This window comes from Sporosarcina pasadenensis, from assembly GCF_047228845.1.
Taxonomy (GTDB): Bacteria; Bacillota; Bacilli; order Bacillales_A; family Planococcaceae; genus Sporosarcina.
Genome location: NZ_JBFEGM010000003.1, coordinates 247,538 through 269,065 on the forward strand (window position 1 = coordinate 247,538; position 21,528 = coordinate 269,065).

23 protein-coding genes and 1 pseudogene are annotated in these 21,528 nt (G+C 45.1%); 13 read left to right on the forward strand and 11 right to left on the reverse strand.

Annotated features, from left to right (window positions below):
* The first annotated feature begins 53 nt into the window (after positions 1-53).
* The 4 genes from AB1K89_RS06655 (at position 54) to AB1K89_RS06670 (ending at position 2,921) form a co-directional block, all read left to right on the forward strand.
* Positions 54-419, forward strand: a complete 366-nt coding sequence (locus AB1K89_RS06655) for a HesB/IscA family protein (protein ID WP_413053983.1) — start codon at positions 54-56, stop codon at positions 417-419.
* A 282-nt stretch (positions 420-701) separates the two neighbouring features.
* A complete protein-coding gene (locus tag AB1K89_RS06660) occupies positions 702-1,919 on the forward strand; it encodes an NAD(P)/FAD-dependent oxidoreductase (RefSeq protein WP_413053984.1) in 1,218 nt (405 codons plus the stop codon).
* 72 nt (positions 1,920-1,991) lie between these two features.
* A complete protein-coding gene (locus tag AB1K89_RS06665; protein WP_413053985.1) occupies positions 1,992-2,489 on the forward strand; it encodes an NUDIX domain-containing protein in 498 nt (165 codons plus the stop codon).
* A gap of 105 nt (positions 2,490-2,594) precedes the next feature.
* Positions 2,595-2,921 carry a YuiB family protein gene (locus AB1K89_RS06670; protein ID WP_256470615.1) on the forward strand — a complete coding sequence of 109 codons (327 nt, stop codon included), beginning with the start codon at positions 2,595-2,597 and terminating at the stop codon, positions 2,919-2,921.
* Between the two features lie 51 nt (positions 2,922-2,972).
* Here AB1K89_RS06670 and AB1K89_RS06675 read toward each other — a convergent pair whose 3' ends face one another.
* Entirely contained in the window at positions 2,973-3,452 is a 480-nt protein-coding gene (locus AB1K89_RS06675; RefSeq protein ID WP_413053986.1) for a divergent PAP2 family protein, read from the reverse strand.
* A 153-nt stretch (positions 3,453-3,605) separates the two neighbouring features.
* Here AB1K89_RS06675 and AB1K89_RS06680 point away from each other — a divergent pair, with 153 nt between their 5' ends.
* Positions 3,606-5,114, forward strand: a complete 1,509-nt coding sequence (locus tag AB1K89_RS06680; protein ID WP_413053987.1) for a leucyl aminopeptidase — start codon at positions 3,606-3,608, stop codon at positions 5,112-5,114.
* A gap of 124 nt (positions 5,115-5,238) precedes the next feature.
* Complete coding sequence (locus tag AB1K89_RS06685; protein ID WP_413053988.1) at positions 5,239-5,469, forward strand: hypothetical protein; 231 nt, start codon at positions 5,239-5,241, stop codon at positions 5,467-5,469.
* 73 nt (positions 5,470-5,542) lie between these two features.
* Here AB1K89_RS06685 and mnhG read toward each other — a convergent pair whose 3' ends face one another.
* From mnhG to AB1K89_RS06720, 7 genes are read right to left on the reverse strand one after another with little or no spacing between them, the layout of a single operon-like run.
* Positions 5,543-5,920 (reverse strand): monovalent cation/H(+) antiporter subunit G, encoded by a 378-nt coding sequence (mnhG, locus tag AB1K89_RS06690; RefSeq protein WP_413054026.1) that lies wholly within the window; start codon positions 5,918-5,920, stop codon positions 5,543-5,545.
* Complete coding sequence (locus tag AB1K89_RS06695; protein WP_413053989.1) at positions 5,904-6,185, reverse strand: Na(+)/H(+) antiporter subunit F1; 282 nt, start codon at positions 6,183-6,185, stop codon at positions 5,904-5,906. Before AB1K89_RS06695 ends, mnhG begins: the two co-directional genes overlap by 17 nt.
* Positions 6,182-6,661 carry a Na+/H+ antiporter subunit E gene (locus tag AB1K89_RS06700; protein WP_413053990.1) on the reverse strand — a complete coding sequence of 160 codons (480 nt, stop codon included), beginning with the start codon at positions 6,659-6,661 and terminating at the stop codon, positions 6,182-6,184. The genes AB1K89_RS06695 and AB1K89_RS06700 overlap by 4 nt, the downstream gene beginning before the upstream one ends.
* Before the next feature lie 6 nt (positions 6,662-6,667).
* Positions 6,668-8,149, reverse strand: coding sequence for a Na+/H+ antiporter subunit D (locus AB1K89_RS06705; protein ID WP_413053991.1), 1,482 nt, complete (start codon positions 8,147-8,149; stop codon positions 6,668-6,670).
* The gene (locus tag AB1K89_RS06710; RefSeq protein ID WP_413053992.1) at positions 8,142-8,483 is read right to left on the reverse strand and encodes a Na(+)/H(+) antiporter subunit C; all 342 of its coding nucleotides are present in this window, start codon (positions 8,481-8,483) and stop codon (positions 8,142-8,144) included. Before AB1K89_RS06710 ends, AB1K89_RS06705 begins: the two co-directional genes overlap by 8 nt.
* Positions 8,483-8,905, reverse strand: coding sequence for a Na(+)/H(+) antiporter subunit B (locus AB1K89_RS06715; RefSeq protein ID WP_252503923.1), 423 nt, complete (start codon positions 8,903-8,905; stop codon positions 8,483-8,485). Before AB1K89_RS06715 ends, AB1K89_RS06710 begins: the two co-directional genes overlap by 1 nt.
* Positions 8,892-11,300, reverse strand: coding sequence for a Na+/H+ antiporter subunit A (locus AB1K89_RS06720; protein WP_413053993.1), 2,409 nt, complete (start codon positions 11,298-11,300; stop codon positions 8,892-8,894). The genes AB1K89_RS06715 and AB1K89_RS06720 overlap by 14 nt, the downstream gene beginning before the upstream one ends.
* Before the next feature lie 163 nt (positions 11,301-11,463).
* Here AB1K89_RS06720 and AB1K89_RS06725 point away from each other — a divergent pair, with 163 nt between their 5' ends.
* Complete coding sequence (locus tag AB1K89_RS06725; RefSeq protein WP_413053994.1) at positions 11,464-12,024, forward strand: DUF5366 family protein; 561 nt, start codon at positions 11,464-11,466, stop codon at positions 12,022-12,024.
* A gap of 189 nt (positions 12,025-12,213) precedes the next feature.
* Here AB1K89_RS06725 and AB1K89_RS06730 read toward each other — a convergent pair whose 3' ends face one another.
* Entirely contained in the window at positions 12,214-14,073 is a 1,860-nt protein-coding gene (locus AB1K89_RS06730) for a transglycosylase domain-containing protein (protein WP_413053995.1), read from the reverse strand.
* A 60-nt stretch (positions 14,074-14,133) separates the two neighbouring features.
* On the reverse strand, positions 14,134-15,366 hold the full coding sequence (locus AB1K89_RS06735) for an MFS transporter (RefSeq protein WP_413053996.1): 1,233 nt from the start codon (positions 15,364-15,366) through the stop codon (positions 14,134-14,136).
* Between the two features lie 252 nt (positions 15,367-15,618).
* On the opposite strand from AB1K89_RS06735, the gene AB1K89_RS06740 reads away from it, so the two are divergent.
* From AB1K89_RS06740 to AB1K89_RS06750, 3 genes and pseudogenes are all read left to right on the forward strand, one after another.
* Complete coding sequence (locus AB1K89_RS06740) at positions 15,619-16,398, forward strand: peptidylprolyl isomerase (RefSeq protein WP_413053997.1); 780 nt, start codon at positions 15,619-15,621, stop codon at positions 16,396-16,398.
* A gap of 23 nt (positions 16,399-16,421) precedes the next feature.
* The gene (locus AB1K89_RS06745) at positions 16,422-16,634 is read left to right on the forward strand and encodes a hypothetical protein (RefSeq protein WP_413053998.1); all 213 of its coding nucleotides are present in this window, start codon (positions 16,422-16,424) and stop codon (positions 16,632-16,634) included.
* A gap of 30 nt (positions 16,635-16,664) precedes the next feature.
* A pseudogene (locus AB1K89_RS06750) lies at positions 16,665-16,982 on the forward strand (DUF6944 family repetitive protein); the annotation flags it as partial.
* 141 nt (positions 16,983-17,123) lie between these two features.
* On the opposite strand, the gene AB1K89_RS06755 reads toward AB1K89_RS06750, so the two are convergent.
* The gene (locus AB1K89_RS06755; protein WP_413053999.1) at positions 17,124-18,296 is read right to left on the reverse strand and encodes a MalY/PatB family protein; all 1,173 of its coding nucleotides are present in this window, start codon (positions 18,294-18,296) and stop codon (positions 17,124-17,126) included.
* 83 nt (positions 18,297-18,379) lie between these two features.
* Between AB1K89_RS06755 and AB1K89_RS06760 the strand changes: the two genes are divergently transcribed.
* The 3 genes from AB1K89_RS06760 to AB1K89_RS06770 all read left to right on the forward strand — a co-directional run bounded on the left by AB1K89_RS06760 (position 18,380) and on the right by AB1K89_RS06770 (position 21,471).
* Complete coding sequence (locus AB1K89_RS06760) at positions 18,380-18,640, forward strand: DUF1871 family protein (RefSeq protein ID WP_252503916.1); 261 nt, start codon at positions 18,380-18,382, stop codon at positions 18,638-18,640.
* A 103-nt stretch (positions 18,641-18,743) separates the two neighbouring features.
* On the forward strand, positions 18,744-19,298 hold the full coding sequence (locus tag AB1K89_RS06765) for an RNA polymerase sigma factor (RefSeq protein WP_413054000.1): 555 nt from the start codon (positions 18,744-18,746) through the stop codon (positions 19,296-19,298).
* The gene (locus AB1K89_RS06770; RefSeq protein WP_413054001.1) at positions 19,288-21,471 is read left to right on the forward strand and encodes a hypothetical protein; all 2,184 of its coding nucleotides are present in this window, start codon (positions 19,288-19,290) and stop codon (positions 21,469-21,471) included. Before AB1K89_RS06765 ends, AB1K89_RS06770 begins: the two co-directional genes overlap by 11 nt.
* Positions 21,472-21,528 lie beyond the last annotated feature (57 nt).

Below are 21,528 nucleotides of genomic sequence, written 5' to 3' on the forward strand. Positions count from 1 at the left end.
GTAATCGGTAAAATCACTGATATGATAGAGGAAAAGCGGGAAGGTGGATGTAAATGAAACAATACGTTGAAATTACTGAAGCTGCGGCATTTCATGTAAAGGAAATGATGACCCATAACGGTGAGGAAGGTTCATTCCTTCGCGTTGCAGTAAACGGCGGGGGTTGCAGCGGATTAACATATGGCTTAGGATTCGAGCAGGAAAAATCTGAGGATGATCATCTTTTATCCCAGCATGGCATTCAAATTGTCGTTTCGAAAGAGGATGCGGCAATCCTTGAAGGGACCAAGGTCGATTACAAAGAGTCCTTGATGGGTGGGGGTTTCACGATTGAAAACCCGAACGCCATCGCTTCGTGCGGCTGCGGAACTTCATTCAGGACGGCTAAGAAAGTCGGCTCACCGGAATCTTGTGATTAAGCTTACAACATCCTGGATGCGACCGCGTCAGGCATAACTAAACACAATCCCTCCCGCATCCAAAGGAGCTTTTCGGGTTCATCTGGATGGAGAGGGTTTTATTGTTATATTCAAATTAATGATTTTTATCATTATGATGTTGAAAAGGCTTACCAAAACGGCTACTATTGAATAGTAGAAGTTTGTCGAATTAAGGCAAATGCCAGGACTGAGCAAATCGTTGTATGAACCGATTTTCAACGGACCCGGCACATAATAAAAATAAAGGTGGTTACGATTTTCGTGAAAAGACCGACAATCTTAGTATTAGGTGCGGGTTACGGCGGTTTATCCACAGTCGTCAACTTGCAAAAATCCATCGGCGCTGACGAGGCTGATATCGTACTAATTAACAAAAATGAATATCATTACGAGTCGACTTGGTTACATGAAGCGGCTGCGGGAACATTATCGCCTGAACAAGTTCGCTATGATATTAAAAGTGTCATCAACGAAGGAAAAGTGCAATTCGTTCAAGCTGAAGTTCAAGCAATCGATATTCAAGGAAAAGTCGTCACTACTAACGTCGGTACGCATACTTACGACTACCTTGTCATTGCGTTAGGCTTTGAAGGTGAAACGTTTGGCATCCCCGGATTGGACAAATATGCATTGTCAATTGCGAACGTCAATGCTGCGCGTCAAATCCGTGAACATATTGAATATCAATTTGCAACATGGTCTCTTGAAGATGAAAAAGATGATAGCCGTTTGACAATCATCGTCGGCGGAGCTGGCTTCACAGGAATTGAATTCCTAGGGGAACTTGGAAACCGTGTACCTGAGCTTTGCAAAGAGTTCGATGTCCCACAAGAGAAAGTACGGGTCATTTGTGTAGAAGCGGCACCTATGGTTTTACCAGGATTCGACCCTGAATTGGTCGACTATGCTGTAAGACAATTGAAAGCGAAAGGAATTGAATTCTCAATCGGTACGCCGGTGGTAGAAGCAACTCCTGAAGGCGTCAACATTAAAAAAGGCGAAGATGAGTTTGAATTCATCAAAGCCGGCACTGTCGTATGGGCTGCTGGAGTTCGAGGCAACCGCTTGATCGAACAAACTGGCATTGAAAACATGCGTGCACGTGTCAAAGTTGAGAAGGATCTTCGTGCTCCTGGCCATGATGACGTATTCATCGTTGGTGACTGCGCATTGATGATCAATGAAGAGACAAACCGTCCATACCCTCCGACAGCGCAAATTGCGATGCAGCAAGGTGATATGTGTGCGAATAACTTGATCGCATTGATCAAAGGCAACCCGACATCCGAGTTCAAGCCGGATATTAAAGGTGCCATCGCTTCCCTAGGTGACGACGATGCAATCGGTGTTGCTTTCGGCAAGAAATTGATGGGTAAAAAAGCATCATTCATGAAAAAGATGGTAGACAACCGCTCCCTTTACATGATCGGTGGATTAGGCCTGACGATTAAAAAAGGTAAATTCAACTTACTTAAATAAGATCCGAAATTATAATTTATATCACACCCGCCTATTCAGTGGCGGGTGTTTTTTTAGGAGGGGAGGATATCTATGGCGCAGAAGAAGCGCGGAAATGTATGGCTCGGGGCGTCCGGCATTGTCATGAACAGTAAAGGTCAATGGCTCGTCGTCAAAAAGACATATAGCGGACTGAAAGGGATGTGGTCGTTGCCTGCGGGGTTTGTGGAAGGGGATGAAACAGCGGACCAAGCTGCTATTCGTGAGGTGAAGGAAGAGACAGGGCTTGATTGCAAATTGGAAGGGATGGTCGGATTCCGTACCGGCATCTTGAATGGGGATATTAGCGATAATTTGGCGATTTTTCTATTGAGCCCTCTGAATGAAGATCAACTCTTAACTCCTCAAGAGAAGGAAATATCGGAAGTCGCCTGGAAAACTCCATTCGAATTGAAGGATCTACCTAATGTATCCGCAATGATTAAAGAGATTGCGGAAAGGGCAATTGAATCAGGCGTGTTGGAAATGGAACAGATGGATCCGGGAGACTGGTTCGGGTATACATCATATAAGCTATTTTATAAAAAATGATAGAAGTAGTGTTCAAATTTCGACAAATCATTGAATTGCCATCGTTTTATTGAAAGCGTGCAACCGTTCCTGTAAAATGATGAATGGAAAGCGGAGGTAGACAATTTGGGAACAATTTCATTAACGCATGTCGTTTTATCCATAATTATTTTCATGGTCATGTTTTTCGGAATAGGCTTCTTGTTGAATATGCTACTCCGTATGACGTGGTTAATGGCTATCGTCTATCCGATAGTCGTCATAATGATTATCGATGAAGTGAAAGTATATGAGTATTTCACAAAACCGGGCCATTCTTTCGGGTTGCTCGGCGAAAAAATCATGTCCCTTCATGCAGCCGATATTATCATTCTAGCAAGCGGGTTAGTTGGCGCCATCATTTCAGGGTTTGTCATTAAGCTGCTCAGGAAGCAAGGATATCAAATGTTCTAATGGATACGCAAAGAAAAAGGTGCCCCTACAAGGGAGCACCTTTTTCTTTGTTTATGACACGAAAAATGAATACGTGATGACGGAAATGAAAATGCCCGTCATTGAACCTGCAAAGACTTCGCTAGGCTTATGGCCAAGAAGGGTTTTCAGCTCCATGATCTTTTGCTGTCCGTCTTTCTGTGGCCAGCCTTTCACCTCTGTCACGAAAGTTTGAAAATCCACTCTCATTTGATTAATGATTAATGCCTGCTGGCCTGCCTGATAACGGATGCCGGTTGCATCGAACATGACGATGACTGCAAAAATGGCAGACACGGCGAATAACGGAGAGCCGAGGCCGACTTCATAAGCGATGGCTGTCGTCAATGCAGACACTGCGGCTGAATGGGAGCTCGGCATGCCGCCAGTGGACGTCATCAATTTCCAGTCCAATTTCCTTGTCAATAAAAAGTGGATCGGAATTTTCACGAATTGGGCGAATAAGATCGCAAATAATGCCGCGAGGAGCGGAGTGTTTTGCAATAAGGACATGATTCCACTCCTTTTCTAATGAAAAATCTACAAATAGTATACCATATCGGTTGTCATTGACTATCGAAAGTCCGATTTTTTTGAATGATTCTTTTTGGTTCGACAGCCTATTGGTATATAATAGAGGATGTATGAAAAGTGGGAGGTAGTCAAATGAAAGCATCATTTATCGAACCCGATTTCGGCAATCTGAATTCGGAAGTGCTCGTCGTTGGCGTGCCGGAACATCCGGAAAATGTTGAAGGTTGGAAGACATTCGCCGACTCATTCAGTCCGCGTCTCAAGGATTGGATCAAATCCGGAGACGTTAAGACTGACTTCAAAAAAATCGTCAAGATGCCAGCTTTGGAAGCGCGTGGATATGAGCGTGTCGTTTTTATCGGTCTAGGCGCAACTAAAAAACTGACGGTGGAACGTTTGCGTCAATCCTTTGCAGCTTTAGGAAAAAAATTGAAATCATCAAGAGCATCGTCAGTAGCCATTTGGACAGCTCCTTTTACGAATGAGGAATTGACGTGTGAAGATGTCGTCTTTGCCGCAGCGGAAGGAATTGGCATGGGCTCATACCAATTCGAAGGGTATAAGACAAATTCGAACGAGAAAGATGTCGATTTGGAAACGGCGACATTTTTGACATCGGCGGATGAAGATGAATTGAAGGCTGCATTCGAAGTGGGCAGTACATATGCAAACGCGGTGAATGAGGCACGTACGCTCGTCAATACACCGCCAAACATACTGACTGCAACGAAACTGGCTGACTACGCAAAAGAGCTTGCGGAAAAATATGATTTTGAAATTGAAATACTAGGCAAAAAAGAGATGGAAGAACTAGGAATGGGCGCCATCTTGGCTGTCAACAAAGGATCTGTCGAGGAGCCTCGTCTCATCGTAATGAAATATGCCGGAACAGAACAATGGGAAGATGTCGTCGGTCTCGTAGGCAAGGGAGTGACGTACGATACAGGCGGCTACTCATTAAAACCGCGTGAAGGAATGGTTGGCATGAAAGGCGACATGGGCGGAGCGGCAGCCGTGCTTGGTGCGATGAATATCATTGGCGAGCTGCGACCTGCCAAAAACGTTATCGCGGTCATCGGAGCGACGGACAATATGGTTTCAGGCGAAGCGTTCAAGCCGGATGATGTTATAACATCACTAAGCGGGAAGACGATTGAAGTGTTGAACACGGACGCGGAAGGAAGACTCGTTCTTGCTGACGCGGTCACGTACGCCAAGCAATCCGGCGCCAATTACCTAATCGACGTTGCCACGCTTACAGGGGGCGTCATCGTCGCATTAGGCAATGACAAGACCGGGGCATTGACGAATGATGAACAATTCTTTGAGGAGTTCATGCAGGCATCTTTGGAAACAGGCGAATTTGTATGGAGATTGCCGCTGACGGAAAACGATAAGAAGCGTATACGAAAAAGTGATGTTGCCGATTTGAACAACTCTCCGGGCCGAGACGGCCATATGATCTTCGGAGGAGGATTTGTCGGCGAATTCGCGGAAGACACTCCATGGATCCATCTGGACATCGCAGGTACATCTGATGCGTCTGCAGCCCATGATCTCGGACCGAAAGGCGCGACGGGTGTCATGGTCCGCACACTTGCTACGATTGTGGAACGTATGGCGGATGCCGATCTGACGTAACCAAATGGATTCTTGAGCATGTCGTTATAATTTGGATGCCAGGTGTTATTGATACGACTCATGGGCATCCGTCCCTCCTCACTTAGCCCGTCACGAATAGGATAAGTGAGAAAGGGGGATATGTATGCCACGATTTCATCATGGGTACGGCGGTTTTAACAGGGGGTTTAGACATTTCGGGCCTGGATTCGGTTTTGGATTTGGAGGGCCATTTTTAGGAGGTTTGGTAGGCGGCCTCCTTGGCAGTGCGTTGTTTCCATCTTATAATCCTTATCCATTTGGATTTCAATACAATTACTATCCATTTGGATACTCTCCGTTTTATGGTTTTCCACCATACGGCTTTCCGTATTAAAAAACACACTCGGATTCCTCTACGGAAACCGAGTGTGTTTTTTAGTCTAGCTGTTTTTTAGTCTAGCTGTTGTTTAGTCTTTTAATCGTTGCAAGTTCTTCTCTTTCGCCTCTTTGACGGCATCCTTCAAATCATCTCCGACAGTCAATTCAGTCGGCTTGACCCCTGACATATAAGCGGCCCGACCCATCAAATGGCCGCCGATTGGAGAGGTGATGAAGAGGAATACGATTCCTAGAAGCAGTGAGATACTGAAATGGCCTTCCTTCAACCAGAAATGAAAGAACACGCCAAGCAATATACTCAGGACGCCAAGTGTGGCGCTTTTCGATGCGGCATGAGCACGCGTGTAGACGTCGGGCAATCGTAAAATACCGATCATCGTCACAATCGTGAAAATGAGGCCGACGACAATGGTCGTTACAATTAAAATATTAGCGATTACGGTCACGTTCAATGATCTCTCCTCTCTCAATGAACTTGGAGAATGACACGGTACCGATGAACGACATGATTGCAATCAGCAAAATGACATCGATGAAAAATGCTGTGTCGAAAAGAATCGAAATAAGCGCGATTGCCGAAATGAGCAATACACCTATACCGTCAAGTGCGATGAGCCGATCGGGCACGGATGGTCCGCGGAATACACGGAACATGATGCCGATCATCGACAACACAACGAGGATCAGGGACACCCATATGAACGTCATCATGCTCGGCTCACCTCCATTATCGCCTTTTCAAAGGAATTTTTTATCGAATCGATCGCTTCATCCACATCATCAACATCAATGGCGTGGATGTATAATGTCCGTTGATCATCTGATACATGAAGCACAATTGTCCCTGGTGTCAACGTGATCAGGCTCGATAAGAGTGTAATTTCCCAGTCATGCTCAAGCTCCGTCGGCAATGCGAATATCATTGGCTGGAGCTTCAATTTAGGACGTATGACGAGCATCAAAACAGAAATGTTTGATAGCGTCAATTCTTTAAAGAATAGGAGCGTCAATTTAATGGCCGCCCATAGTCGCCAAACATAGAGCCTTGAATTGAAAAATCGTCTAGTCATGATGATTAGGATTAAACCGATCAAATAACCGATGATGAAAGTTGTCGCGGTCAAAGAGGAATTCATGAACATCCAGATGACGGCGATGAAAAAGTTCAATAATATTTGAAATGCCATCGACATCTACTCCTTTAGCACCGCATCAATATAGATGGATGGTTGTAGTAATACGTCCGTGGCGTCTGTCACGTAAGGAATTATCCATTCTGTGCCGACCCCGTAAAAGACTGATAGAACGACTAGTACGATTGTTGGAAGCATCATGCGTGCATATGGCTTCCGTTTCGTTTTAGGCAGTTCTACAGGCTCTCCCCAGAACGCATAAATGAAGATCCGGATGACAGAGAGCAGCACGATTAGGCTGGAAGCGAGGATGATGATACTTCCCCAAATGTTGCCTGCCTGGAATGCACCTTGTGCGATGAGCAATTTACCGATGAAGCCACTCAATGGCGGGATGCCTGCCAATCCGAAGGCGGCAATCAAGTAGAACCATCCGAGCGGGGCATGGGTTTTCATTAAGCCGCCCATCTTCCGCAAATTCGACGTTCCGGTCACATAAATAATGATCCCGATTAAAAGGAACAAGGCCCCCTTGATGAGCATGTCATGCACCAAGTAGAAAATGGCGCCGGAAATGCCTGCCTCATTCATTTGAGCCGCTCCAAAGAGGATGACTCCGACCGCAATGACGATGTTGTAAATGATGATCTGCTTCAAGTCGAAGTACGCCAATGCGCCGACACAGCCGACGATGACCGTCAGGACGGATACAACCATCAAAATTTCATGTGTGACGCCGACATTGTGTACGAAAAACAATGTATATGTCCTCATGATTGCGTAGACACCGACTTTCGTCAGCAACGCACCGAACAGGGCGAGTACTGGGATAGGCGGTGCAGCGTACGATCCAGGAAGCCAGAAGTAGAGCGGGAAAATCGCCCCTTTGACCCCGAATACGATCAGCATGAGAACAGCGATCACCGTAATGATTCCAGGCTGGCCGACCTCTGCAATTTTCACCGAAATATCAGCCATGTTCAACGTACCGACGACTGAATAAAGATAAGCAACTGTAATAACGAATAATGCTGAAGAAACGACATTGACAAGTATGTACTTGATCGATTCACTCAATTGCTTTTTTTCTCCGCCTAGGACAATCAGTAAATAAGAGGCGATCAGCAACACTTCAAAGAAGACGAACATATTGAAAATATCGCCAGTCGTGAAAGCACCGTTCACGCCTGTCACCATGAAGAGGATGGCAGGGTAGTAGAAGTATCTTTCCCGTTCTTCCCCGATTGCGGTGAAGCTGTAGACAACAACGAACAATGTTATTAACAGAGTTGTCGTGACAAGCAATGCGGAGAACATATCCGATACCATCGATATCCCGAACGGGGCGGGCCAACTACCGAGCGTGACAGCTAGTACCCCTTCCGACTTGACGGTCACAAGCAAGTAGAACGAGGCGATCAGGCTGATGATGACACCGACCAATGACAGCGCCCGTTGAATCCGGATATTTTCTTTAAAGAACAGCAACAGAATCGCGAAAAGGAAAGGGAGGATGATCGGTAATAAAGGTAAGTTAATCATGTTCGTCATTTCCTTTCATTTGATTCATGTCATCGGTTTTATGGACAGCGTAAGCACGGTAAGCCATCACGAGCATGAAGGCCGTGACACCGAAGCTGATGACAATCGCTGTTAAAATGAGCGCTTGCGGCAACGGGTCTGCAAAGTCCGTCACACCTTCCGAGATGACGGGGGGTGCCAAACCTCCAAGCCCACCCATCGTAAGGATGAGCAGATGGGCGCCATGGCTCAATAAACCCGTGCCGATGATAATTTTCAATAGACTTCTTGATAGGATCAAATAGACTGCGGCGGTGAACAAGACACCGATTAATATAGCCATTACTAATTCCATTACGAATCCCCTCCAATTGACTGGATGATTGTAATAGCCGAGCCGACGACGACGAGGAAAACACCAGCGTCAAACACCATCGCCGTATGAAGGGAAGTCACTCCGAATAATGGCAGAGTAAAGTCGTCGAAAGCATGTGTGAAGAATGGGACATTGAAAAAGATTGCACCAGCAGCAGTCCCGAGCGCCAATAGCAACCCGATTGCAGTCATGATCGTGAAGTTGAATGGCAATGCTTTCTGCACGGTTTTCAAATCAAAAGCTAGCAATAGGAGGACAATCGCCCCCGTCGTCAGCAAGCCGCCGACGAAGCCTCCACCGGGTGTATAATGCCCAGCAAAGAAAATATGGATGGAAAAAAGGAAAATGATGAAAAATACAACTTTTGTCGTCGTCTGTAAAATGACGTCATTTGTTTTCATCTGAACTCTCCTTTCTCGCCAGTCGAAGTTTAATCATCCCGAGAACGCCAATTCCGGCAATTGCCAAGACGGCAATTTCGAATAATGTATCGAATCCACGGTAATCTACGAGGATGACGTTAACGATATTTCCTCCGCCGGCCTCTGTTTCGACAGTATCTTTGTAATATTGGGAGATGGATGCGACAAGTTTCTGTGAGTGGGAAGACAAAGCAACCAACGTCACAGTCACGCCGACCCCAAGAGCAATGATGCCGTTCACTAGCTTATTGCTTTTCGTTTCTCCATGATCGGATAGCTTTGGCAAATGTTGAAAGGCCAATAAGAACAGCGCAACCGATACAGTTTCAATGACCAATTGTGTAAGTGCCAAATCTGGCGCTTTGAAAATGACGAAAAATAGAGCGACCGAATAGCCTACTGACCCAAGCGATATAATCGCCCCAAGCCTCGTTTTGGATAGCAGTACGAAAGCGATTGCTAACAACAAGATGACGGCATTGATCAAACCGTACACACTTATTTTTGAAAAACTGGACATATCCACGACAAATGCATCTTGTAAGAAGAGCATCGCAATCGTTGTAACCGACAAGAAAGCGAATATGTACAACAGATACGTACGGATGAGTCCTGTCATATACAGACGAGATAGTCGGTTCATCCCTTTTTCACTGAACGTCATTGTTGCGTCATACATTGCATTCAAGGAAATGGAATCAGGCTGGATTCCATAAAACTTCTGCCATTTAGACAGCGACAAGTATAGAAGGGCACCGATAATGATGATTCCAATTGTCATCCACAGTTCGACAGACGCGAAGCCGTGCCATGCGGAAACATGGACCTCCACTTCCGAAGGATGGGAATATTGGTATGGCTGGATTGCCATGACAGCAGGCTTAACGAGCCATTTCCCTACGACATTCGGTATGAAGAAGATGGCAACAACTAACGAAGCAAGAATTACCGGGGATATAAGCATCCCGACGGGCGCTTCATGAGGTTCCTGCGGCAACTTTCCAACTTTCTGTTTTCCAGCGAATGTCTTGAACACAAAATAAAAGCTATAAATGAAAGTGAATACACTAGCAATCCACGCTACGACAGGGAAGACGACTCCCCATGTGGCAAAATTGAAGTATTCAAAGTGGCGAATTGCAAGCATTGATTGTAAAAACATTTCTTTACTCAGGAATCCATTGAATGGCGGCAAGCCAGCCATGGACATCGATCCGATGAATGCGACAGTGAAACTGACAGGCATGATGCTCATCAGACCGCCGAGCTTCCGGATATCTCTTGTACCCGTTTCATGGTCGACAATTCCTGCAATCATGAACAAGCTTCCTTTGAACGTCGCATGGTTGATCAAATGGAAAATGGCAGCGAACATTGCAAAGGAGAACAACGCTTCATTTACATGAAACGTGATAGCTCCAGCTCCGAGAAGCGACATGATCAAGCCGAGCTGACTGACAGTCGAGAAGGCGAGTATGGCCTTCAGATCCGTTTGCTTTACTGCAAAGAGTGAGCCCCAGAACAAAGTAAGCAATCCGATCCCCGTTACGAGCCAGATCCATACTTCGGATGCTGCGAAAATTGGAGTGAAACGTGCTACAAGATAAAGTCCCGCCTTCACCATTGTTGCTGAGTGCAAGTATGCGCTGACAGGTGTAGGCGCTTCCATTGCATCCGGCAACCAAATGTAAAATGGGAACTGGGCGGATTTCGTGAACGCCCCAAGCAAAATGAGCACAAGTGCCAAAGTGAAAAATTCATGTCCCACAAAAGAGGATGATTTAGCAATCAGTTCCCGAATGGAGAACGTGCCTCCCATAATACCGAGAAGAATGAATCCCCCAAGCATCATCAGTCCACCGAAAACAGTCACCATCATCGACTTCAAAGCACCGAATCTTGAACGGTCACGGGTGAACCAATAACCGATCAATAAGAATGATGAAATTGATGTCAGCTCCCAAAACAGATAGAGCGAAATGACATTATCCGATTGGACAACCCCAAGCATCGCGCTCATAAAAAGAAGAAGATAGACGTAGAAGTTGCCTAGCTTCTCCTTGTTCTTATCAAGGTAAAAGATCGAATACAGCACAACGAGCGCTCCGATCCCCGTAATAAGCAGGGAGAATAAAACACTCAATCCATCCAAATAGGATACGAATGAGATGCCGAGCGAAGGAATCCATTGCAGCTCAGATAAGGCATGTCCACCGTCCATCGTCGTCTTAACGAACGATGTATAATAAATGAATAAAAGAACGGGGACGGCAAGTACGAACCAACCAGTATGTATACCTTTAATCTTTCGGAAAAGTAACGGTATGAATAGGGCCGCCACAATCGGCAGGAAAATCAGTAATACAAATTCCAAAGTAATCCTCCTTCCAATGAGTGAATCATTATACTTAACATTGTTTTAAAGTATAACGTAAATGGTAATGGATTGCATAGGGTACAATTGGACAATCGTTGCGAATTTGGTTTCGCTTCCTATATTATAGGGAAAGATAAAATATTTGCGTTCGGGGTGTCAAATGAGGAATCCATATCTTTTCGGCTATTTGCCGTTTTTGACCATAACACTTTTCAGTTTGACGTTCGGTGTTTATTTGGTAGGTGCGTCGATCGTTTTTTTCGGCCAGATCGGTCTTTATGCAGGTATGCTGGAGTTTTTGACGGAAACGCAGCTGCGCCTTTTTCTTCTCGTCATTTATTCGCTTGCCTTCTTTATGTTTTTTTCGGCGTTGAAGCTCATTGCGGAAACGATTCATGAAACGGCGATGTTGTTTTTTTCAATTGATGCGGTGGGGGAGTCGTATAGTGAGGCGAAGAGCGGCAATCTCATCTATTTTTTCGGAGCGCTCGCTTCGGTAGGTGGGATACAGTCGGTGAAGATTCTGTTGGCGATCTTTTTGTTGACGACGTTTGTCTACTTTGTCTTTACGATGTTCAAGTTGAGCAAGTTCATGACGATGCCAAGCATGGTCGGCTTGTTGTTTTTTGAGATTCTCGTATGGGGAATCTTTTTGTCCGGTATTATTTACATAGTGTTGAAGCTTTATAATGGAGTACTTGCGAGTCTGCCGGTGGTATAACTCATAATGTTGATTTCCGCTACAGGCGGACGCTTTCCGCGGGCACGGCTTCAATCTCCTCGGCACTGCGTACCTGCGGGGCTTTCAGCTCGTGCTGTTCCCGCAGGAGTCGCCGCCTTTCGCTTCAATCAACGGTGTCATCTTGGAATGCAGTGCAGTTTCTTAAAAGTATTATGCATCAAATGCACCTCATTCCGGGATAAATAGTAATTCATTAAAAGCGCGCAGGTGAATTTTTTGGTTGCTTAGGTGCTGGATGGAGGCGGGTTTGTCGTAGCCGATCCAAACGGCTGTTGTGTACCGGTCGTTCATTCCCGCAACCCATAAGTCTTTGTAACGGTCTGTCGTACCCGTTTTTGCACCTGTATATGTTGTTGTATAACGAATTCCTCTACCTGTCCCATTCAATACGACATCTTCCATCAGGTTTTGGATCGTCGAAACGGTTGTTGCCGACCATGCTTTCACCGGTTCATTTTTCCATTCGTAGAGTGTGTTCCCTTCACGGTCCTTTACGGCCTTGATTGCGTGAGGTGTGGAGTACATGCCATCTACGAAACTGGAATAGGCCGAAGCGAGTTCAAGTGGCGTCACGCCTCTATGGAATCCTCCGAGAGCAGCAGGGTACGTGAAGTCCTCATCCGTTATATTTTTAAATCGGAAAACATTCAAGTGTGCAAAAGCCTCTTTAATCCCCACTTTGCGGAACAACCGCACCGCCGCTGTGTTATGACTATGACGGAACGCTTCCTTCACGGTCGCCATCCCATACGAATGCCCTCCAATATTCGTCGGGCAGTACGAACCGATGCAAATATTACTGCTGTCGATCGGCGTCCTTTCGTTGTAAGGACCGCTTTCAAGATACGGAGCGTAGACCAACAATGGTTTAATGGCCGAGCCGGGTTGCCTTACAGCTTGGTAGGCTCTGTTGAAATCCCCTTTGCGAAAACCTTTGCCTCCGTAGATGCTTACGATTTCTTTCGTTGAATTATCGATGACAGCTGCCCCCGCTTGTAAATTTTTCGACCTCAATAAGGAAGAAAGGGAAGCTTCATCGTGTTTTTGCTTCCTAGTGTCAAGCGCTGTCTCAATTCGGATTCCTCCAGCGATCACTTCTGCCGTCCTTTTTTTCAATGCATTGATTTGCGTTTGTCTCTCACTTGGAGTTGCTGCCCCTTCGATCGACGCGTTGAACCCTTCCGTATGGCCAATTAATTCTTCAAGCTCCGCCAATACGTACGAGCTGTACATATTAAATTCATTGGCCTTTGACTTCACGTCCAACGTTATTTTTTCCTGTTTCCACATTTCCGCTTCCTGCTCCGTTATGACCCCGTTTATAGATAGGACGGATAAGAGAAGCTCTTGCCGCTTTTTTGTTTTATCAAAATGGCGGAGTGGATCGTATCTGGATGGGTTGTTCGGGATGGCAGCGATGAACGCCATTTCGGCAGGATTCAATTCATCGAGAGGCCGATTGAAGTAATAAGTGGCGGCCGCTCCGATTCCATACACTTGATTGCCGAAAAACATTTCATTCAAATACATTTCGAGAATATCATCTTTCGTCGACTGTTTTTCCAGTTCCGCTGCGTAAAGCAGCTCTTTGAATTTACGTTCGTATGTCTTTTCGGTTGTCAGAAAACGCATCCTTACGACTTGCTGGGTGATTGTCGATCCTCCCTGACTCATGTCATCGTTTCTTGCATTGACGGCGAAGGCGCGAACAATCGCCGCAACATCATAGCCTTTATGTTCAAAAAATCCTTGGTCCTCACTGACTAGGAATAGTTGCTGGACAAAATCGGGAATGGACTCCAAAGAAAGTGGTTGTCTCCATTCCACATATTCCTCCGCAAAAATCCTTCCGTTTCGGTCAGTCATAGAGATGGGAAGCATGATGGATGATTCCGCCAGTTCGATCGTATCTCCGATCTTTTCCTTTAACACCTGTGCTTCCGACCATTCTTTGGCTGCAGCTTGCTGTATGACGATAAGCAGGGGGATCATCATTATCGTTACTAAATAGATTGTAAACTTCTTCAAATCGCCGCCCCTTCCTATGAAAAAATAATAGCACATTTCCGTTTTGGAAATGTGCTAAAGTTAAACGTTTGCTTGTCTGTTTTCCTGCTCCAAGAAATCTTCAAAATCTTGTACGGGCTTACGTTTTGCAAGATAAAGGAATCCGAACCCGATAAGGAATAGGACGCCGGTCAAGAGGAAAACGGACGAAATGCCGATGTAGCCACTGATGATTCCTCCAAACATCGGGCCGATAATATTGCCGAGGAATCGGAAGCTCGTATTGTAGCCCATCACTTCTCCTTGCATATCGACCGGTGCTTCACGTCGTACGAGAGCAGTGGTGATCGGAATCATGCCGCCTATCGCAATACCGAATAGTAGCCGGCAAATCATCAATTGCCAGATGGACGAAACGAATGCTTGCGGAATAATGAAGATGAAGGAAAGGATGAGCAATGCGCCGAGCACTTTCTCGTAACCGATGTCATCTCCCAATTTCCCCCATTTCCTCGCGAACAGGAGGTTTCCGATTCCCGCGGCACTGAACGTAAGCCCTGCCAGGAAGGCGACGTCATTTGAATCAGTCAGCTCCGCCACGTAAAGTGACAGAAGGGGCTGAATGCTGAAGTTGCCGATTTGGATTAATGCTGTGACGAGCATAATATTCAACATGAGACGATGGTGGAGCAGTCCACTTAGGATCACTTTCCGCGAGTAATGAACCGCCTTCTTGTTTTTCACTTTCTTTTGTTCCTTAATCCCGAATAAAACAATCAGGGCTGCTACGACGACTGATAATGAAGTGACGACGAACGTATATTGAAATCCGAACGCATCGGCCATCAATCCGCCTAATGCAGGTCCGAAAAGCGTTCCCGTCACACTCCCCATTTGCAATGTCCCAAGTTTTCTGCCGGCTTCTTCCTTTTCGGTTTGAGATGAAACAAATGCGAGCGATGTTGGTATGAATCCTGTAACGATTCCGTTGAAAAGCCTGAGGATGAAGAATGCTTCAACAGAATGGACGAACCCCATCATGAATACTGATATTGCGATTCCAAAGCCATTAATGAGCAATATCGGTTTAAACCCGTATTTATCGGCAATGCGTCCCCAAACAGGCGCCATGATTAAAGCGGTGATGAACGTCGCTCCGAAAATCAATCCAGCCCATTTTTGAACGTATGCATCCGAATGATCCCCGAACGTTTCGATATATAAAGACAAGAATGGCATAATCATCGTCATCGTTCCGGCAACTAGAAAGTTTGAGAACCAAATGATGATGAAATTCCGTTTTTGTACATTCATGTAAGTGACCCGCTTTCATTAATACGCCGATCTTCGTTCATATCGGCGATATGTTTATTGGCAAATGTATATCAGGAATAGGATTTCCCTTTGTCTGAGGGAAGTAAACGTAATGTATGACTCATCACGTCTAGACTCCGGGCGCCCTGCGCTTTTGCTTATTATAGAACAGTTCGGGACCCGAAGGAAATTTCGTGCTTATCAATCGAAAAACATTTTAGGTTATGGTAAACTGTTTCAGGGTGAATGATTATGAAAAAAATGTCGCTAACATTGCTTTCAATCTTTTTACTATTGTTGCTTGCCGCTTGTGGTCAAAGTGAACAAAAGGGGCAGGAAACGGCAACGAATGGATCGTCGAATGCGCAAAGCGAAGACGAAGAGAAAGACCAAAAAACTGATGATGAATCATCAGATAAAGCGACCAATGAGGAGGCCACGACTATGTATCCACAATTATCGAATGAAGTTGCAGCGAACGAAGCTCTTGTCGTCATGAATACGACAATGGGTCCGATTAAAATTAAACTATTCCCAGAACAAGCGCCAAAAACAGTCGAGAACTTTTTGACACATGCAGAGAACGGCTATTATGACGGAATTATTTTCCACCGTGTCATTAAGGACTTCATGATTCAAGGCGGCGACCCGACAGGTACAGGTATGGGCGGGGAAAGCATCTACGGTAATTCATTCGAAGATGAATTCACGATGGATCTTTTCAACTTAAGAGGGGCATTGTCGATGGCAAATGCCGGTCCAAACACGAACGGAAGCCAATTCTTCATCGTACAAGCTTCAAATCCTCCTGCGTCAGCAGAGCAATTGACTAAAGGCGGCTGGCCTGAAGAAATCGCCAAAGCGTACGAAGCGAATGGCGGTACACCTCATCTAGATCAGAAGCATACTGTATTCGGTCAAGTGATCGAAGGAATGGATGTTGTAGATAAGATCGCATCTGCTAAGACAGGCCGATCAGATAAGCCGGCTGAAGAAATTTCAATCGAATCGATTGAAATCATCCAGAAATAAGACACGTTAGGAAGTGTACGTAAATGAACGTTCTACTAATGCCGTTCCTTTACTTCCCGGAAGATAAATCAGAATATATTCCAGCAGCAATCTCTTTTGTCATTTTTATGATTCTTCTTGTGATCACCTATAGGTGGATCCAGCGGATTTCAAAAAAACAGGAAGAGGAAACTCGCGAGCTGGAAGAACGAATACTACGCGAACGCCGCGAGGCAAGAGAAAAACAAGAATTTTAATGCAAAAGGCATGATCCGATTTACAGGATCATGCCTTTTTTATGGGACGCGCTCAAAGCGGTCGGTTCTGCGCTCAAAGCGGTCGGTTCTGCGCTCAAAGCGGTCGGTTCTGCGCTCAAAGCGGTCGGTTCTGCGCTCAAAGCAGGCGGTTCTGCGCTCAAAGCGAGCGGTTCTGCGCTCAAAGCGAGCGGTTCCGCGCTCAAAGCGGTCGGTTCGGCGCTCAAAGCGGTCGGTTCCGTGCTCAAAGCGAGTGGTTCGGCGCTCAAAGCGGTCGGTTCCGTGCTCAAAGCGAGTGGTTCGGCGCTCAAAGCGGTCGGTTCTGCGCTCAAAGCGAATGGTTCCGCGCTCAAAGCGAGTGATTCCGCGCTCAAAGCGAATGGTTCCGCGCTCAAAGCGAATGGTTCTGCGCACAAAGACGCTCGTTCCCCGTCCAAAGAGAATACCGTTAAAAAAGGACGGAATCCACTTGGAATCCGTCCTTACATCAATTTATTCCATTGCCATAATGAATCTCTTTACTCCATCTTCAACAATCGAACGTGGAGTAGCGACATTCATGCGGAGGAATCCTTTGCCGGCTTCACCATACTTCGTACCAGGCTCCAGCGCCAACTTTCCTTTATTCAATAATCTGTCCATCATCTCTTTTTCAGATAGCCCTGTTCCGCGGTAATCAATCCATAATAAGTACGTTGCTTGCGGTTTTTGAATTTGAATTCCTGGAACTGCCTCTGTTAATGTGCTGATGACATAATCCATATTGGATGAAATAATTTGAAGCAAATTATCGAGCCACTCTTCACACTCCGTGAATGCAGAAATAAGGGCTGAAGTGGCAAATGCATTCAATTCCATTTGACCATGGGCCATTGCATTTTGTTGGAGCGCCTGCTTGAGATCCTCGTCTTCTGTAATCATCACTGCAGCCTGTACACCTGCCAAGTTAAATGTCTTTGTCGGAGCGATACACGTGATGACTTGTCCGCCTTCTTCTTCGGCAAGTTTAGCAAGTGGAATATGCTTGAACCCAGGGAGTACAAGGTCCGCGTGAATTTCATCAGAAAGGATCAGCACATCATATTTCTTACATAGACGGAGGATGTTTCGCAACTCGTCCTCTGTCCAAACAATGCCCCCGGGGTTATGTGGATGGCATAAGATGAATAATTTAACGTCTTGCTGCAAAGATTTCTCGAAAGCCTCGAAATCAATTGAGTAGTTGCCGTTCTCTTCACGCAGTTTACACTCAACAATGTTACGTTTTTGATTGCTCGGTACAATGGTGAACGGATGATAGACAGGCGGGGTGATTAAAATATTATCGCCGACATTTGTGAATGTCTCGACAACCGTAGCAATTGCAGGAACAACGCCGTGATGGAAAAGCATCCAATCATTTTCGGTCTCCCATCCGTGTCTCTTTGAAAGCCATGTCCGGACAGCGTCTTTACATTTGGTGCATATGTAAGAATATCCGAAAACACCATGGTCCAACCGTTCCTGCATGGCTGCGATGACGGGTTGCGGTGCCTTGAAATCCATATCTGCTATCCACATCGGTAAAACTTCCGAAGCGTCTTCCACTCCGTAAACGGCTTCCATATTGCCCCATTTCACCGAACGGGTATTTTTTCGATCAATGACTAGTTCGAATTCTTTCATGCCAATATCCCTCATTTCCTTTTTTCTTTTCAATTACTATGCTATCATAAATGAAAGAAAAGAAAAAAATAAGGTGACTTGTCGTGCAAACTATTGAGATGAATAAAAAAGCAATCTTGCTGCTTGAAGATTGGGATCCCTTCAATGTCGGCAGAAAAGCATATGAACTTGAAATTGCCGATGTTGTTGCGGAACTCCAAGTTCTTGATCACCCGACCGACCTTGCGAAACGTATCCGTGAGATCTATGAGCATTCTTATGAGCTTTGGATTCCACTAGAGAAGTGCATGCAAATAGCGTATAAGTTATTGGCGATAAAATATGAAGCAAAATGTATAGTGTAATAATGTCCGCATCTACGAAAATGTAGATGCGGTTTTTTAATTTGAAACAATAATGGGATAACTGTCGTATCATCATCAGAGGGGATGGAGAGTGGGGGGTACAATGGAAGAATCTGATTTGATCACACGTGCGCAAAATGGGGAAAGGGAAGCATTTTCGCAACTGATGCAAATGCACTTTCGAACAGTCGAGAAGTTCTCATACCAATGCGGCGTGCGGCTTGATGATATACCGGATGTGACACAGGAAGTGTTCATAAAGCTATACAGGTTTCTGCCGCAATTCAACCAGCAAAGATTCACGACTTGGTTATATAAAATTACGCTTAATACGGCGCGCGACTATTATCGAAAAGAGGGCAGGGAGACTGCAAAGGAGGAGCGAATGAAAGCGGAAGGTGACTTGGTGCACCATCAATCATCCGAAGCGAAAGTTCTGCTGTTTGAAGAAGATCGGGCATTGCATGAAGCGATCATTCGGCTGGAGGAGAAATATAGAATTCCGCTGATCCTATTTTATTTTCAAGATTTGACGTACCAGCAAATCGCGGATGTCATGAATATAACGTTGGCAACAGTGAAAACCCGGATTTTCAGAGCGAAGGACGGCTTGAAAAAAGAGATGGACATGAACGGAGGGGTAACACATGGCCAATGACAATTTTGAAAAGCGGATGGAGTTTTTGAAAAAGTCGTATGAACATGTGCCTTCCTCATTTGATCAGGATGAAGTTTTTCGGATGATTGATCAGGAGAAAGCTCCACAACCGAAGGAGCAAAAACCTTCAAAAGGTGGAATCAGACAGACGTTCACCATTTGGGCCATGGGCTTTGCAAGTATATTCATTCTCGGGCTCATTGGAACTGGGTATATTTTTGATCAGAAACAGAAAACTGAGGAGAATATCGTCGACTCAGCGGAGCTGGACGACTATATTGAGGAATTGAAAGCAAAGTACGAAGTGGAAAAGGAAAAGCGCAGGGAAATGCTCAAAATGGATGAAGAGCATTTCGAGCAGTATGTAGGGTCGACTACAATGGCATTGCTTTCAATTGAAAGTTATGTAAAGAATGTTAAACAATATGAAAACGCAAAAGAGATCCTATTAAATCAATATACTCAAGCGATTGAAGAATTAAAATTACCCTCTGAGATGATTGAAGATTTGAAGCGAAATCCGTTAACCGACAATGAAGCAGGAAGCATCGATTTTATTGCAACATACCGCGAGAAGGTGAAAAACCTGCTCTTCGTTTACGGAACGATCAATTCCCAAAATTATGATGCCATTAAAGAATTTGAAGTCAGCCCATCTGTTGACAAGGTGGAAATAATCATGCTTACGAGCAAGAGTTTCCCAGAACAGCTGCAAAACATGATCAACACAATGAGGGAGCAATCTTTCCGTTTGGAAACAGACAAGTATTTGGGTGAAATCGGCCCGCGGTATTATGAGTCACACTTGCATCAAGAGCTTAATTCAAATCTTCATACACATACGTTTGGATATCGAGAAATGCTCATTTATGAGCCGTATATGTTTGGAGGCATTCTTGATCATCCGCCGCTTCAATCGAGCTCAATGATGCGGGATATGGAGTATACCCTCATGAATGTGGAACAGGATTCCACTTTATATCCGATCTTAAAAAGGTACTATAGCAGATTGTTCAACCAACTCCTAAAAGGAAGCGATCAAACAAAGATCTTTGATGCGGATGGCGTATTGCTTCCCGAATACCAAGAGGCGTGGAGAAATATGGCTGGAGGTGGGCAGGCAACCCCAATGCGTTACATCCTGGACCCGATTATCAAAGAAATGGAGGCGTCGGGCTGGAGGAAATCGGCGAGCTGGGATGCTTTAGACAATTATGAGTTGGAGAAAGCGCTTGTCCTGTACAGGGGAGGAGTGCTTGAGGAGTATATGTATGGGGAAAGACCGGATTTCCGGGACGTCACCATCCAGTTGCCAGATGCTTCATTTAAGAGTGAAGTTCAAGACTTGTACGAGGATTTTAAGAAGACATATGATAAATCCTTGCTGAAAGGGGTATCACCCGTTCATGTGCTTGCCATGTTTGATCTTGCGAATGAATTGGATGATCCCGAAACTATGTATTATTTAACGAATGAAAACCATTTGAAGTATGATGAAACAGGTTTAGAATATACACTGGAAATGTACGTGGAAAACTGGAGGAAAGGTCTTTCATACTTCCACAAACCCGGCGAAGTACGGTTTGACGGGCAAGCAGTCTATCGAGATCAGCATACATTCTATAGCTCAGTAACATTTCCGGGGTCAGTTGGGGAAGTCCCGATGACCTTTAACGAGGAAGGCATTTGGGAAGTCGGAACCAAGAATATTAAAGTGCTTCCCTCCCATCATCTGAGTCCAGAATTGGATTTTCAGGAAGAACTAATGAGTATGAGTGCTTTCTACTATGAGGGAATAGTCAGTGTTGATGATACTGCGGGTTATTTAAGATGGGTCCAACCATTGGATATACTTGCCATGTATTTCTATGCCGGCGATAAAGGCTTTTATGAAATGCAATATGAACTGTTTTACCAAGGTGGAGGTTCAGAAGTGGTCGACAAGGAAACCTATTTGCAAAATCCGGAAAAATACTTCCTACCCTATGATGACAAAATGTATAAGAAAGTTTCCTTCCAAGGCCTAGAGCAAGACAAAAACGGAAACTGGCCAGGCATCGCAACGCTTACAGTCGACACAGAGCTCTATCCTGATCTTCCGTCTGAAAGGAAATTTCATATGTACTGGACGGAAGACGGCTGGAGAGTTAAGTTCAATCCGTTTGAAAAATAACAAAGACTGCCAAATTCGGCGGTCTTTTTTCTGTCTATTTGGTATAGTTAAAGTAGA